12 protein-coding genes are annotated in these 13549 nt (G+C 63.2%); 4 read left to right on the top strand and 8 right to left on the bottom strand.

What is annotated here, in order from left to right; all coding sequences use genetic code 11:
- Positions 1-35: 35 nt before the first annotated feature.
- Positions 36-278, bottom strand: a complete 243-nt coding sequence (locus tag ACWHRL_RS04915; protein ID WP_227388245.1) for a GlsB/YeaQ/YmgE family stress response membrane protein — start codon at positions 276-278, stop codon at positions 36-38.
- 162 nt (positions 279-440) lie between these two features.
- Between ACWHRL_RS04915 and ACWHRL_RS04910 the strand changes: the two genes are divergently transcribed.
- The 3 genes from ACWHRL_RS04910 (at position 441) to ACWHRL_RS04900 (ending at position 3819) form a co-directional block, all read left to right on the top strand.
- A complete protein-coding gene (locus ACWHRL_RS04910; RefSeq protein WP_447895481.1) occupies positions 441-1310 on the top strand; it encodes a D-hexose-6-phosphate mutarotase in 870 nt (289 codons plus the stop codon).
- A gap of 71 nt (positions 1311-1381) precedes the next feature.
- Positions 1382-2770: a YcjX family protein gene (locus ACWHRL_RS04905; RefSeq protein WP_447895480.1), complete on the top strand. Its 1389-nt coding sequence runs from the start codon at positions 1382-1384 to the stop codon at positions 2768-2770.
- On the top strand, positions 2767-3819 hold the full coding sequence (locus ACWHRL_RS04900; RefSeq protein WP_447895479.1) for a YcjF family protein: 1053 nt from the start codon (positions 2767-2769) through the stop codon (positions 3817-3819). The genes ACWHRL_RS04905 and ACWHRL_RS04900 overlap by 4 nt, the downstream gene beginning before the upstream one ends.
- Here ACWHRL_RS04900 and ACWHRL_RS04895 read toward each other — a convergent pair.
- The 7 genes from ACWHRL_RS04895 to ACWHRL_RS04865 form a co-directional block, all read right to left on the bottom strand.
- Positions 3816-4937 (bottom strand): ABC transporter ATP-binding protein, encoded by a 1122-nt coding sequence (locus ACWHRL_RS04895; protein ID WP_447895478.1) that lies wholly within the window; start codon positions 4935-4937, stop codon positions 3816-3818. The genes ACWHRL_RS04900 and ACWHRL_RS04895 overlap by 4 nt on opposite strands.
- Positions 4938-4986: 49 nt before the next feature.
- Positions 4987-5865, bottom strand: a complete 879-nt coding sequence (locus ACWHRL_RS04890; protein WP_447895477.1) for a carbohydrate ABC transporter permease — start codon at positions 5863-5865, stop codon at positions 4987-4989.
- Complete coding sequence (locus ACWHRL_RS04885) at positions 5858-6772, bottom strand: carbohydrate ABC transporter permease (RefSeq protein ID WP_447528148.1); 915 nt, start codon at positions 6770-6772, stop codon at positions 5858-5860. Before ACWHRL_RS04885 ends, ACWHRL_RS04890 begins: the two co-directional genes overlap by 8 nt.
- 60 nt (positions 6773-6832) lie before the next feature.
- Positions 6833-8104: an ABC transporter substrate-binding protein gene (locus ACWHRL_RS04880; protein ID WP_447895476.1), complete on the bottom strand. Its 1272-nt coding sequence runs from the start codon at positions 8102-8104 to the stop codon at positions 6833-6835.
- A 191-nt stretch (positions 8105-8295) separates the two neighbouring features.
- A complete protein-coding gene (locus ACWHRL_RS04875; protein ID WP_447896148.1) occupies positions 8296-9699 on the bottom strand; it encodes an ATP-binding protein in 1404 nt (467 codons plus the stop codon).
- 65 nt (positions 9700-9764) lie between these two features.
- Positions 9765-10490 (bottom strand): response regulator, encoded by a 726-nt coding sequence (locus ACWHRL_RS04870; protein ID WP_447528146.1) that lies wholly within the window; start codon positions 10488-10490, stop codon positions 9765-9767.
- A 124-nt stretch (positions 10491-10614) separates the two neighbouring features.
- Positions 10615-11412, bottom strand: a complete 798-nt coding sequence (locus tag ACWHRL_RS04865; RefSeq protein WP_447895475.1) for an HAD family hydrolase — start codon at positions 11410-11412, stop codon at positions 10615-10617.
- A gap of 184 nt (positions 11413-11596) precedes the next feature.
- On the opposite strand from ACWHRL_RS04865, the gene ACWHRL_RS04860 reads away from it, so the two are divergent.
- Positions 11597-13537: an exoribonuclease II gene (locus ACWHRL_RS04860; protein ID WP_447895474.1), complete on the top strand. Its 1941-nt coding sequence runs from the start codon at positions 11597-11599 to the stop codon at positions 13535-13537.
- Positions 13538-13549 lie beyond the last annotated feature (12 nt).

Below are 13549 nucleotides of genomic sequence, written 5' to 3'. Positions count from 1 at the left end.
AAACCGTTTGCCTTTAGTGCTTAGGCAGCCAGCGTTTAGGCGCTTCGCACCTTGCTGATGATCCACAAAAGCACCACGGCACCGACGGTCGCCGTCACCAGCGAGCCAATGAAGCCCCCGGCGGACAGGCCCAGAAGGCTAAACAGGAAACCGCCGATCACCGCACCCACGATACCGACCCCGATATTGGCGATAATGCCGAAGCCGCCGCCGCGCATAATGTTGCCAGCGATCCAGCCAGCCAGACCACCGATAATAAGCCATGCTAAAAAGCCCATAATTCCTCCTTGGTTTTTTCACTTATACGCAGGTTTTACCTACCGTGCGCGCTTGTCCTAACATAGCACACAGCGCTAAGGTTCTGCCTGGTTTATGTGCGCCGTAACCTACCCATAAGCACCCCCGCCAACGCGATACGCTGACCCAATTGAGGAAACCCCATGATCCCCGACTCGCTCAACGCCCTTATCTCCAATGTAGCCGATCAGGCACAGACCACCTGGCAAGGCCGCGAGGTAATCATTTTCAACATGGCGTGGGGGGAAATGGTCATCAGCCTGCAGGGTGGCCAGGTGCTGCATTTCAAGCCCCATAACGACACGTCTTGGCTTTGGGTGACGCCCACCCCCGCGCCGCTGCCCGCCACCATTCGCGGCGGCATACCGCTTTGCTGGCCCTGGTTTGCCGACGAGCGCTACGCCGATGAAAGCCCAAATCACGATGGCCCGTTCCATGGCCTGGCCCGCCAGGCCCAGTGGCGACTGGACGCCGTGGACGAGCACGCCGAAGGTATCGAGGTCCACCTCTCCCCGGCCGAGCGTCTGCACGGCCTGCTGACTGCCCGCGTGGTCGTTCAAGCCAACGCCCAGCGTCTGAACGTGGAGCTCATCAGCGAGAACATCGGCGAAACGCCGGTGAAAATCAGCGGTGCGCTGCACACGTATCTGGGCGTGGCGAACACCCACCAGTGTCGCCTGGAAGGCCTGGCCGGGGCCCGCTATCTGGACAAGCTCAAGGATTTCGCCGAAGCCGAACAACAGGGCGTGCTGGCCGTTCAAGGCGCGGTCGACCGTATCTATCACACCAACGAAGCGGTAACCCTCAGTGATGGCGAGCGCACCCTGCGCGTCGCCAAACAGTCCAGCGACTCCACCGTGGTGTGGCACCCAGGCGATGTGTTACCCGCCGACACCCCAGCGGAAGCTGCCTACCGCTTCGTGTGTGTCGAAGCCGCCAACACCCGGCTGGACCCGGTGTGGCTGGTCCCCGGCGCCCAGCACCTGCTCGGCACGACGATCAGCCGCGGTTAATCGCTGGTTAATGAACGCTTTGCTATGCTGTAGCGCTACCCGTCGACCCCTTTGCCCAAGGAATGCCCAGCATGCCCCAGCCGTTAAGTCGGGAGCTCAATAATTTACTCGAACGCGGTCGCGACCGGCAGCTAAGGCTTGCCGTGACCGGGCTTTCCCAGGCGGGCAAGACAGCGTTTTTAACCTCGCTGGTCAACCAACTGCGTCATGCCGGACTTGATGCCCGCCTCGATTTACTACCTGCCGCCCGCGAAGGGCGGCTTTTAGGCGCCAAGCGACTCAACCAGCCGGATCTGGGCGTACCCCGCTTTCCTTTTGATCCGGGCATGGCGGCGCTTTCCGAGACACCGCCCCGCTGGCCCGCGCCGACCCGCGGCATTAGCGAGCTTCGCCTGGAGCTTCGCTTCAAACCGGCGCAAAGCGGCTGGTTCACGCCGGAAACCGCCAAGCTCACGCTGGATCTTTTCGACTACCCCGGCGAGTGGCTTTTGGATCTGCCGCTTTTGCAGCACGATTTTTACAGCTGGTGTCAGGCACAGTCGCACCACCAGGGCCCCCACCGCCGGGCGCTATTTACCGAGTGGCTCGAGGCGGTCGAACAGCTCGACCCCGCCGCCGAGATCGACGAGGGCACACTGGCAAGCCTATCCCAGGCCTACGCCGAAGGGCTAAAGCGCGCCAAGCAGGCGGGCTTTTCGGATCTTCAGCCCGGGCGGTTTTTGCTGCCCGGCGAGCTCGAGGACGCACCGGTGTTGCAGTTCTTCCCCCTGCCGGATTTGGCGCAGCCCCAGGAAATGCTCGAAGCGCTGCCGGAACAGAGCCTTTACGCGACGCTGGCCGCGCGCTTTCGCTACTACCAGCAGCAGGTGGTGCGGCCCTTCTACCGCGACCACTTCCGCCGTTTCGATCGCCAGATCGTACTGGTCGACGTGCTCGGCGCGCTCAACGCCGGCCCCGAACGCTTCGAGGATCTCTCCAGCGCCCTGAGCCAGCTGATGCAGAGCTTCAACTACGGCAAGCGCAGCCTGCTCACGCGAATGTTCGCCCCCAAAATCGACCGCCTGGCCATCGCCGCGACCAAGGCCGACCACGTCACCCCGAACCAGCACGCCAACGTGGTCACGTTGTTGGAGAGCCTGTTGGCGGAGCCGATCAAAGATCTGCGCTACGCCAACGTGCCGGTGAAAGCGTTGTCGCTCGCCGCGATTCGCGCCACTCAGGCCCGCGAGGTGCAGGAGAACGGCAAGCGCACCCCGGCGCTGCGCGGTACGACCCTTGATGGCGAGGAGGTGCTGCTCTACCCGGGCGATGTCCCGAGCCGCCTGCCCACCGCGGAGTTCTGGCAGCGCCAGGGGTTCGACTACCCGAGTTTTCGCCCCGCGAGCCGCGACGGAGACGCCCTCGACCACATTCGGATGGACGCCGCGCTTGACTGGCTGATTGGAGATAAACTGCAATGACACCCACCGAGCCGCGCCGCCACTTCGCGCTTGACGACATCCCGCCAGCTGCTGATAAAAGCGCTGCTGAAGCGCTCGATGAGCCCTTCGATGAAACGCTTCGCGCCCACCAGCGCTTCGACCCGGCACTCGGCGATGCGCCGCTTGCCGAAAGCGAAGCGCAGGCGCTACCCGAGGCTACCCTGGGCGCACCGCGCAAGCGCCGTTGGGGGCTGATGTTCGCGTTGGTCGGCTTTGCGGGGCTGGGCGCGGCGGAGTTTGCCACCGGCATCCCCGAGGCAATCGAAGGCTCGGCGTGGCTCAACGTCGCCTGGCAGGCCTTTGGACTGGGCCTGATTACCCTGGGCGGCGTATCGCTGGTCAAGGAGCTTAGCCGCCTCAAACGGCTCAAGCGCCACGACCAACTGCGCGAAGAGCTCGCCACACTCCCCCACTGCTCTTTCGAAAAGGCCCAGTCACTTGCCGAAAAGCTGAGAGTGCAGCTCAAACTCAGCGACGACGACCCCCACTGGCAGGCGTTCAAGAAGGCGTGCCAGCCGCACCACAGCGGAGAAGAGGTCCAGACGCTTTTGTGCTATCACCTGCTGACCCCGCGGGATCGCAAGGCGCAGCAGCTGATTACGCGGATGTCCGGGGAGACGGCGCTGATGGTGGCGATCAGTCCGCTAACGCTGGTGGATATGGCGCTGGTCGCCTGGCGAAGCCTGGCCATGGTCGACCGGCTCTGCCGGCTTTACGGGCTGGAGCTTGGCTACGCCAGCCGCCTGCGCCTTTTTCGAAACGTCTTGCACAATATGGCCTTCGCCGGCGCCAGCGAGCTCGCCACTGATGTGAGCATGGACATGCTGTCGCTGGATTTGACCGCCCGGCTTTCGACCCGGGCGGGCCAGGGGCTGGCCACCGGCCTTTTAAGCGCACGCCTGGGGCTTCGCGCTCAGCGCCTTTGCCGGCCGCTTGCGTTCACCGTCGAAGAGCAGCCCAAACTTGCCGATCTGCGCCAGGCGCTATGGCGCCAGCTCAAGCGCGCGGATAAAGAGCCCTCTTCCTAAGCGATGCGGTGCTCGCTTTGCGCATCGAATAAAATCGCCCGGCCCATATCGACACGTAGCGCCAGGCGCTGCCCCGCCGCCACCGTACATTTGGGACCGACACGGGCGGTGACTTCCTGCTCGCCCAGAGGCAGGCGCAGCAGGATATCCGCGCCGGTCGGCTCGACCACCGCCACGTTCGCCGTCAGCAGCGTGCCCTCGGCCTGGGCGGTCAGCCGCTCGTCCTCTTCGCTGAAATGCTCGGGGCGCAGGCCCAGAATCACCGCCTGACCTACCCGCTCGGCAAGCTCATCCGCGAAGCGCTCCTGGGGCCAGGGGAGTACCAGATCCTCTTCTTGAGGCGTGGCGATACGCAGCTGATAGCCACCGTCTTCGCTTTCGAGCGTTGCCTGGATGAAGTTCATTGACGGCGATCCCATGAACCCGGCCACGAACATGTCTACCGGGTCGTTGTAGACCTCGTTCGGCGAGCCCAGCTGCAGAATGTGGCCATCGCGCATTACCGCGATGCGGTCCGCCAGGGTCATCGCCTCGACCTGGTCGTGGGTCACGTACACGATGGTGGTGCCCAGTCGCTGGTGGAGCTTTTTGATCTCGGTGCGCATGTCCACGCGCAGCTTGGCGTCCAGGTTCGACAGCGGCTCGTCGAACAAATACACCTTGGGTTCGCGGGCCAGCGCCCGGCCCATCGCCACCCGCTGGCGCTGGCCGCCGGAGAGCTGAGCAGGCTTGCGCTCCAGAAGGTGCGAAATCTGCAGGAGATCCGCCACCCGCTCCACCGCTTGGGCACGCTCGGCCTTGGGGACTTTGCGCATCTCGAGGCCGAAGCTTATGTTCTGGCGTACCGTCATGCTGGGGTAGAGGGCGTAGGATTGAAACACCATGGCGATATCACGCTCGGCGGGGGTGCGCGTGGTCACGTCCTCGCCATCGATGCGGATATGGCCGCTGGTGACCGGCTCCAGCCCAGCGATGGCGTTCATCAACGTCGACTTGCCGCAGCCCGACGGCCCCACCAGAATCAGAAACTGTCCGGACTCGATGGAGAGACTGACATCCTTGAGCACTCGCTCGCGACCGAACTCCTTGCGTACCTGATCAATTTCAAGCGCTGCCATAAATATCGTTCCTGTTGTGACGCTCTATTGTGAGTAATCGACCGACGACTTAGCCCTTCACCGACCCGGCCGTTAACCCGCGCACGAAGTATTTGCCCGCCAGCACGTAGACGATGAGCGTGGGAAGCGCAGCGATCATCGCCGCGGCCATGTTGACGTTGTACTCGCTCACCCCGGTCGAGGTGTTCACCAGGTTGTTGAGTGCGACGGTCACCGGCTGGGTGTTGTGCCCGGAAAACGCGACGCCGAACAAAAAGTCGTTCCAGATCTGGGTGAACTGCCAGATGATCGACACCACGATGATCGGCGCCGAGACCGGCAGCAAAATGCGCCAGAAGATGCGAAAGAACCCGGCGCCGTCGAGCTTGGCCGCCGAGACCAGCTCGTCGGGAATGCCCACATAAAAGTTACGGAAAAAAAGCGTGGTAAACGCAATGCCGAACACCACGTGGACCAGTACCAGGCCCGCCCGTGAGCTCGAAAGCCCGAGCCACCCAAGGGTTTGCGCCATGGGCAACAGCACCACCTGGAACGGGATGAAGCAGCCAAAGAGCATCAGCGCGAATACAAGCTCCGAGCCCTTGAAGCGCCACTTGGTCAAGGCGTAGCCGTTGAGTGCGCCCACCGTGGTCGAAATCAACACCGCCGGAATCACGATGGCGAAGGAGTTCCAGAAGTAGCCCCCCACGCCTTCGCAGCGCATGCCAGTGCACGCCTCGCCCCAGGCCTTGGTCCAGGGCGCCAGGGTCGGGTTTTGCGGCAGCGACAAAAGCGACCCGGCGGTGATCTCGCTGAGTGGCTTGAAGGAGGTCATCAGCATCACGATCAGCGGCAGCACGTAGAAAAGCGCGGCGGCGATCAGCACAAAGTAGAGCCCCCACCGCCACAGGCGCGCCGCGGGCGACTGGCGGCGAATCACGTTAGCCATGCTTGCGGCTCCTTAGTTCGGAGTAGAGATAAGGAATCAAAATGGCCAGCACGCCGCCGAGCATCAGCATGGCGCTGGCGGAGCCCAGCCCGATCTGGGCGCGATTGAAGGCGTGGGTGTACATGAAGGTCGCGGGCAGGTCCGTTGCGTAGCCGGGCCCGCCGCCGGTCAGCGCCACCACCAGGTCGAAGCTCTTGATGGCGATGTGCGAAAGAATCATCACCGCGCTGAACACCACCGGGCGCAGGCACGGCATGACCACGCGCCAATAGATGCGCGGCAGGCTCGCCCCGTCGAGCTGGGCGGCCTTGATGATGCTGTCGTCGATACCTCGAAGCCCCGCCAGAAACAGCGCCATCACGAAGCCCGAGGCCTGCCATACCGCGGCGATCACTAAGGTGAAAATGGCCATGTCCGGGTCAACGATCCAGTCGAAACGAAACGACTCGAAACCCCAGCTGCGCACCATGGCCTGGATCCCCAACTGCGGGTTCAAAAGCCACTTCCAGACCACGCCAGTGACGATGAACGAAAGCGCCATCGGGTAAAGATAGATCGTGCGAAGCGCCCCCTCCTGGCGGATTTTTTGATCCAGCAAAATCGCCAGCACGGCCCCGAGTACCAGGCACACCGCGACGAACAAGACGCCAAAGATCATCAGGTTGGTCGAGGCCACCCACCAGCGGTCGTTGGCCATGAGTCGCGCGTACTGGCCAAAGCCAACGAAGTCGTAGCTTGGGAGCATCCGCGAGCTGGTCAGCGAGAGTACGAACGTCCAGAGCATGAAGCCGTAAACGAAAAACAGCGTAATGGCAATGGAGGGGGCCAACACCAGCCGCGGAAGCCAGCCTTGTAGCCAGCCGGAAACCGTCGGCCGATGGGCCTTGGGCAAAGTTGTGTCGCTCATAGGGAGTTCGCCTGTCAGCGTGGCGCCGCCGGGCGGCGGCGCACCTTGATCAAAAGGCTTTTAGAAGGAAGCGGTCTGCGCGGCACTTACCAGGCGCTCGGCGGCTTGCTCGGCAGGCATGTCGGCGTCGTTGAAGTAGTTGGTGACGACATCGAAGATCGCCCCCTGGACATCGGCACGCACGGCCATGCCGTGGGACATGCTGGGCACCAGGCCGCCGTCTTCGGCGGTGCGCTGGAAGTCGGCCAGGGACTGCTCGGCGCAGCTGTCGAATTCACTCATGTCCAGGTCCGGGCGCGCGGGGATCGAGCCCTTGGCCAGGTTGAAGGCTTCCTGGAAGGTAGGCTCGAGCACCAGCCGCGCCAGCGCCTGCTGGGCTTCGCGCTCATCATCGTCGCTGACGCGGAACATGGCGAGGCTGTCGATATTGAACGAGAAAGCGTCCGCGCTTCCCGGCGCCGCAGCGCAAAGGTAGTCCTCGCCGGCGGTGAGCCCGGCGGCGGTGAATTCACCCTTGGCCCAATCCCCCATCAGTTGAAAGCCCGCGTCCCCCTCGATCACCATATTGGTGGCGATGTTCCAATCGCGCCCGGGCATGCCGTCGTCCATAAGCTCGCGCAGACGCTTGAAGGTCTCGAGTGCGCTGATCATTTCGTCGCTACCCAGCGCCTCTGGGTCGAGCTCCACCAGCGACTGGCGGTAAAAATCCACGCCCTGGCTTCCAATCACTACGCTTTCGAACACGGTGGCGTCCTGCCAGTCCTGGCCGCCGTGGGCAAGCGGCACGAAGCCCGCCTCGCGGATCGCCTCACCGGCGGTGAAGAGCTCATCCAGGGTGGTCGGCATTTCGACGCCGGCGGCGTCGAGCACTTCCGGGTTCGCCCACAGCCAGTTCACCCGATGAACGTTGGCGGGCACGGCCACGTATTGGCCGTCATAGCGCATGATATCGGCGACCACCTCGGGGAGCAGGTCGTCCCAGCCCTCCTGCGCGGCCACGTCGTCCAGATCGCCCAGCAGGCCAAGCTCGCCCCACTCCTGAATTTCCGGGCCCTTGATTTGCGCCGCCGACGGCGGGTTGCCGGACATGGCACGAGATTTGAGCACCGTCATGGCGGTTTCGCCGCCGCCGCCGGCCACGGCGAAGTCTTCCCAGCCGTAGCCTTCGGCCTCAAGAAGCTCCTTGAGCACGTTGGCCGCGCGCGCTTCGCCGCCGGAGGTCCACCAATGGAGGACCTCGACGTCGTTTGCCTGGGCAGAAGTAGTCGCGGCCAGCGCAAGCGCGAGGCTGAGGGCGGACTGACGCATCGAGGGTAAACGCAATGTCGACATGATGACTCCTGGCGTTGTTATTGTCGGATCGTTTTTTATAAATCGCTTGAGCGAACCGTTTGAGTGAATCGTTCGTTTGAATCACTCGTTCGAATCGTTCGTTTGAATGGTTACGCCTAGCGCTTACTGCAGAGTACGCCGCAATACCTGCAAACGGGAGTTACCCTTTACTACATAGTCTTGGGGTTTTCTTACAAACCTGTAATAGGCGCGTGGCGCAACAGCACCAGGGTGGCGACGAGCCCACCTTGTGGATGATTAGCCAAGGTGATATCGCCGCCGTGGGCGCGGGCGATATGCCGGGCGATGCCCAACCCAAGGCCGCTGCCGCCGGTGTTGCGGCTGCGCGAGGCCTCCAGGCGCACGAACGGTGAAAAAACCCGCGCCCGTTGGTCTTGAGCAATACCGGGGCCGTCGTCATGAATACGTATCGTGATTTGCTCGGGCGTATCGCTTATGTGCACCGCCGCGCGCTGGCCGTAGAACACCGCGTTTTCCAGGAGATTGGCCAGGCAGCGCTTGAGCGCCAGCGGCTTAGCCGTAAGCGGCGCGGCCTGGCCTGTCACACTAACCTCGCCACCTTGCAAGCCAAGCTCGTCGGCAAGCGTTGTGGCCAGGGCGGCGATATCCACCGCGGCGGGGTCTTCGTGCAGGTCGAGCCCCTTCACCGAGGCAAGCGCGCCTTTGACGAGCTCGCTCAGCTCATCGAGCGAGGCGCAAAAGCGCTCGCGCTGAAGTGAGTCGTCGAGCATTTCGGCGCGCAGGCGCATCCGGGTGATCGGTGTTTTAAGGTCGTGGGAAATCGCCGAGAAGAGCCGTTCGCGCTCGTCGAGCTGCTCGCGTATGCGCCGCTGCATACGGTTGAACGCCACCGCGGTGGCGGCGACCTCTTTGGGGCCGCTCTCCTTGAGCGGGGGGCGGTCCAGGTCATCGCCGAGCTGGCGGGCAGCGCTGGAGAGCCGCGCCAATGGCCGGGTTACGCTGGTAATACCCCAAAAGGAGAGCGCCAGTACGCTCATCAGCACCAGCAAGCCCACCAGCAGGCGCTCTTCGGAAAGCCAGCGGTAGCCGCTAAAGATATCCGGCACGCCAAGTAGCGTGGCCACGTAAAGCCACATGTCCGGGGCAAGCTCGAGCTGTACCACCAGAATCGGCGGCGAAAGCGGCTCCATCAGCAGGCTGTGCTGGCCCCAGCGCGGCGGTAAATCGTGAAGCAGCACTTCGTTGTTGAAAACGCGCAGGGTTTCCGGTCGCGAGAACTCGACCACGACGTCGTCGATGGCCAGTTCCTGGGTCAAAATACGATGCACGTTACCCACCACCAGCGTTTTTTCGGCGCCGCTGCCGATATCGGTCACCGGAATACGCCGCTCGTTGACGCTAACGAAAAAGCGCGTTCCGCCCATGTTGCGTAGCTGGTCGAGCACGATATGGCGGTAGTCCACCGGCAGCGAGCGGAAAAACTTCATGGTGGAGGCGATGCTCAGCGCCATGTTGTTGGATAGCTCGTCGAGCTGTTCGAGCTGGCTGGCGCGCACCTGGGAGCTCCAGAGCGCGTAGCTTGCTGCCTGAGCCGCCAGCACCCCGGCAATCATGATGATCACGAAGCGTCCGCGCAGCGTACTCGGCAGACAGCGTTTCAAGACGCCTCTGAGCGTGCTCACACGACGGCTTCGACCTGGGCGGTAAGCACGTAGCCCGCGCCGCGCACGGTGCGAATCAGCTGCGAGTGCTGGGCGTCCTCACCCAGGCGCTGGCGCAGCCTGCAAACGTGAACGTCGATGGAACGATCCAGCGGCGGCGCGTGGCGCCCGCGTGACAGCGTATAAAGATCATCCCGGGTGATCACCGTGGCCGGGCGCTCGAGAAACACCTGCAGCAGTTGAAAATCCGCGCCGGAGAGCGACGTATGCGCCCCGCCCTGATCCACCAGCTCGCGGGTGGTGCGATCGAGCTGCCAGGGGCCAAAGCGCACCCAGCGGGCGTGGCCGGCGCTGGGTGGCTCAAAACCGGCGCGAGTGCGCCGCAGCACCGCTTTGATACGCGCTAAAAGCTCACGGGGGTTGAAGGGCTTGGCCATATAGTCGTCGGCGCCCAGCTCCAGGCCGAGAATCCGGTCGGTTTCATCACTGCTTGCGGTGAGCATGATGATCGGCATATCGCCCTGGCGGCGAAGCGCCCGGCAAACGGCGAAGCCGTCGTCGCCGGGCATCATCACATCCACCAGCACCAGACTCGGCGTTTGCTCGTCCAGTGTGGCGTAGAGCGACTGCGCACTGTCGGCGGTCAGCACCTGGTAGCCGTGGCGGCCCAGGTAATCCGCCAGCAGCTCGCAAATTTCCGGGTCGTCGTCGACGATCATCACGCAATCAGACGCGTGGGTCATAGTAGCGGGCTCCCTCTCTTTTATTATCGTCGTTATTATCTTTTTCGCGCTAGATAATGGTGGAGAGCCCTGCCGACCACAAGCGACTATCGACTAAGGTGGTAACCCGATCACAGCCCTTGGCTCAAAGCCCAAAGCGCTCGCGCAAAAGCGCGGCGACCCCGGCTTCGCCGTGGTGGCCTATTTGACGGCCACGCCCGAGGCGCCCGGCCATTTCCGGGTGGGCATTGGCCATGAAGTGCGCCTCGCCTGCCAGGCTCAGCATTTCAATGTCGTTCAAGTTATCGCCAAAGGCCAGGCACTGCTCGGCCTCGATATCCAAACGTTCGAGCAGCGCTTTCAAGGCGACGCCCTTGTTGACGTTACCCGCCATGATCTCGAGCGACTCCGGGGTCGAGTAAGTAACGTGCAACTCGCCGTCGCTGATGTCGCGCACCGCTGCCTCGATCTTGGCAAGCGCCTTGGGCTTGCCGCCGTAAAGCACCTTGCCGATGCCCTCGGCGGGCATGTTGGCCGGCGAAACGACCTGATAGACGAAGCCCGTGGCGGCGTGCATGGCCAGGTGCCCAGGCGAGGCGGCATCGATATACCAGGCATCATCCACATAAAGGCTCAGTCGGACATCCGCCGGGCGCGGTAGATCGATCAATGCGCGGGCCTTTTCAGGCTTCACGTGGTGGGCGCTCAGCAGCGTGTCGTCCGGGGCGTGGGTGTAGGCCCCGTTGCTGCTGATCAGGTGCATGGGCACATTGAGCTCGTCGCGAAACACCCGCATGTCCAGGTAGTGGCGGCCGGAGGCCAGGGTCAGGTGGTGGCCCTGCTCGACCAGGGCGCGCAGTACCTCCTTGGTGCTCTCGTGCAAAACGTGATCGCTTCCTAAAAGCGTTCCATCCAAATCGGAAACAATCAGCCGGGGGGTCATCGCACGCTCCTCTCAAATGGTCGCTCTTGGGGGTTTATAAGGGTCTTTCAGCTTAACCGATTATACAAAGCGCGGGTAAGTCATTGACCTTACGCCCGCGCGGCGACTTCATCGCGGCGGGTAATTGGCGCGGTGAGCGGGAATCCGTATAGTGGCAGGCTACCCTCGTTAACTGATAGAGCTCATGCTGCAAAATAACTCCGCGCTTGCCCAGCTCAAGCAACAGATTCGTGATACCACGCCCCGCGTCGAAGGCGTGATCAAGGGCACTGAAAAAGGTTTCGGCTTTCTAGAAACCGAAGGGGGCGAGTCCTATTTCGTGCCGCCCCCCGCCATGAAGCAGGTCATTCACGGCGACCGCGTCGAGGCGGTGATTCACGAAAACGGCGACAAGAAATCCGTCGAGCCGGAAAAGCTGCTCGAAGCCGGGCTCGACCGCTTCGTGGCCCGCGTTCAAAAGCGCGAAGACCGCTTGGCCGTGGTGCCGGATCACCCCTCGATTCGCAACGTCATCAAGTCGCGCATCAAAAACAGCCTCGATGAGTCGACCATCGCCGACGGCGACTGGGTCGTCGCGCGGCTGGTGCGCCACCCGATGAAAGAGAACGACCGCGGCTTTTTCGCTCAGATCGACGAGCTGGTGGCCAAGTCCGACAACCCGGCGGTGCCCTGGCGCGTGACCCTGGCCCGCCACGCCCTGGAGCAGGCAAGCCCGGAGGCCGGCAACGACTGGCCGCTGCGCGATGAAGGCCTGACTCGGGAAGATCTTACCGCCGAGCCCTTCTTCACCATCGACGGTGAAAAGACCAAGGACATGGACGATGCCCTGCGCATCACCACCCGCGACGACGGCGGTTGGGATTTGTCGGTAGCGATCGCCGACCCGACCGCTTATGTCGACGAAGCGCACGCGGCGGACCTGGAAGCGCGCGTACGTGCGTTCACCGTTTACCTGCCGGGCCAGAACGTCACCATGCTGCCCGAGCAGCTAGCCGACGATCTTTGCTCGTTGTGGGAAGGCAAGAGCCGCCCGGCGCTGGCCTGCACGCTGACCATCCACGCTGACGGCCGGCTGGGCGACTACCGTTTCTTCGCCGCCGACGTGCAGTCCCATGCCAAGCTCGTTTACGACCGGGTGTCGGATTGGATCGACGGTGAAGGCGACTGGGCGCCGGCGGACAACATCGCCGAGCAGCTCAAAGCGCTTCAGGCGCTGACCGAGGCACGCACCGCCTGGCGTAACGAGCACGCGCTGGTCTTCAAGGACCGCCCGGACTACGTGTTCGAGCTCGACGAAGCCGGTAACGTGCTGGCGATCAACACCGAAGATCGCCGCATCGCCAACCGCATGATCGAAGAGTCGATGATCGCCGCCAACGCCTGCTGCGCGGACTTCCTCGCCGCCAACATCGGTCACGGCATCTTCAACGTGCACCGTGCGTTCGAGTCGGACAAAGCCGAAGCCGCCCAGGAGTTTTTGGCCGGCCAAGACATCGAAGTAGCCCTCGAGGCGCTGACCGACCTGGACCATTACAAGGATCTTAAGCGCGCACTCGAAAGCCGCGACGACGCCTGGCTCGATGCCCGCCTGCGCCGCTTCCAGGGCTTTACCAGCATGTCCGCCCAGCCCGGGCCGCACTTTGGCTTAGGCCTGGCCGCCTACGCCACCTGGACCTCGCCGATTCGTAAGTACGGCGATATGGTCAACCACCGCTTGATCAAGCGCGTGCTGAAGGGCGAGCAGGCTCCGGCCGAGGCGAGCCAGGCGCTCACCGAGCAGCTCACCGAGCGCCGTCGCCTGAACCGCATGGCCGAGCGCGACGTGAAAGACTGGCTCTACGTACGCTTTTTGACCAGCGCCGCTCAGAACCAGGATGGCTTCGACGCGGAAATCATCGCGATCAACCGCGGCGGCATGCGCGTTCGCTTGGTCGAAAACGGCGCCACGGCCTTCGTCCCGGCCCCCTTGATGCATAGCGACCGCAGCAAGGTGGTGATCGACGACAAGGAAGGCCGCATCCAGATCGAGGGTGAAGAGCGCTACAAGCTCGGCGACGCCCTGCGCGTGCAGCTCACCGAGGCCCGCGAAGAGACCCGCTCACTGGTGGCTAAGCCCGCCGAGTAATCCCGTACCGGT

The organism is Vreelandella sp. GE22 (genome assembly GCF_968212445.1).
This window is presented reverse-complemented; position numbering and strand designations above follow the sequence as displayed.

Coding starts and splice junctions, on each gene's coding strand:
- ACWHRL_RS04915 (WP_227388245.1), bottom strand. CDS start 278: ATGGGCTTTTTAGCATGGCTTATTATCGGTGGTCTGGCTGGCTGGATC.
- ACWHRL_RS04910 (WP_447895481.1), top strand. CDS start 441: ATGATCCCCGACTCGCTCAACGCCCTTATCTCCAATGTAGCCGATCAG.
- ACWHRL_RS04905 (WP_447895480.1), top strand. CDS start 1,382: ATGCCCCAGCCGTTAAGTCGGGAGCTCAATAATTTACTCGAACGCGGT.
- ACWHRL_RS04900 (WP_447895479.1), top strand. CDS start 2,767: ATGACACCCACCGAGCCGCGCCGCCACTTCGCGCTTGACGACATCCCG.
- ACWHRL_RS04895 (WP_447895478.1), bottom strand. CDS start 4,937: ATGGCAGCGCTTGAAATTGATCAGGTACGCAAGGAGTTCGGTCGCGAG.
- ACWHRL_RS04890 (WP_447895477.1), bottom strand. CDS start 5,865: ATGGCTAACGTGATTCGCCGCCAGTCGCCCGCGGCGCGCCTGTGGCGG.
- ACWHRL_RS04885 (WP_447528148.1), bottom strand. CDS start 6,772: ATGAGCGACACAACTTTGCCCAAGGCCCATCGGCCGACGGTTTCCGGC.
- ACWHRL_RS04880 (WP_447895476.1), bottom strand. CDS start 8,104: ATGTCGACATTGCGTTTACCCTCGATGCGTCAGTCCGCCCTCAGCCTC.
- ACWHRL_RS04875 (WP_447896148.1), bottom strand. CDS start 9,699: ATGATTGCCGGGGTGCTGGCGGCTCAGGCAGCAAGCTACGCGCTCTGG.
- ACWHRL_RS04870 (WP_447528146.1), bottom strand. CDS start 10,490: ATGACCCACGCGTCTGATTGCGTGATGATCGTCGACGACGACCCGGAA.
- ACWHRL_RS04865 (WP_447895475.1), bottom strand. CDS start 11,412: ATGACCCCCCGGCTGATTGTTTCCGATTTGGATGGAACGCTTTTAGGA.
- ACWHRL_RS04860 (WP_447895474.1), top strand. CDS start 11,597: ATGCTGCAAAATAACTCCGCGCTTGCCCAGCTCAAGCAACAGATTCGT.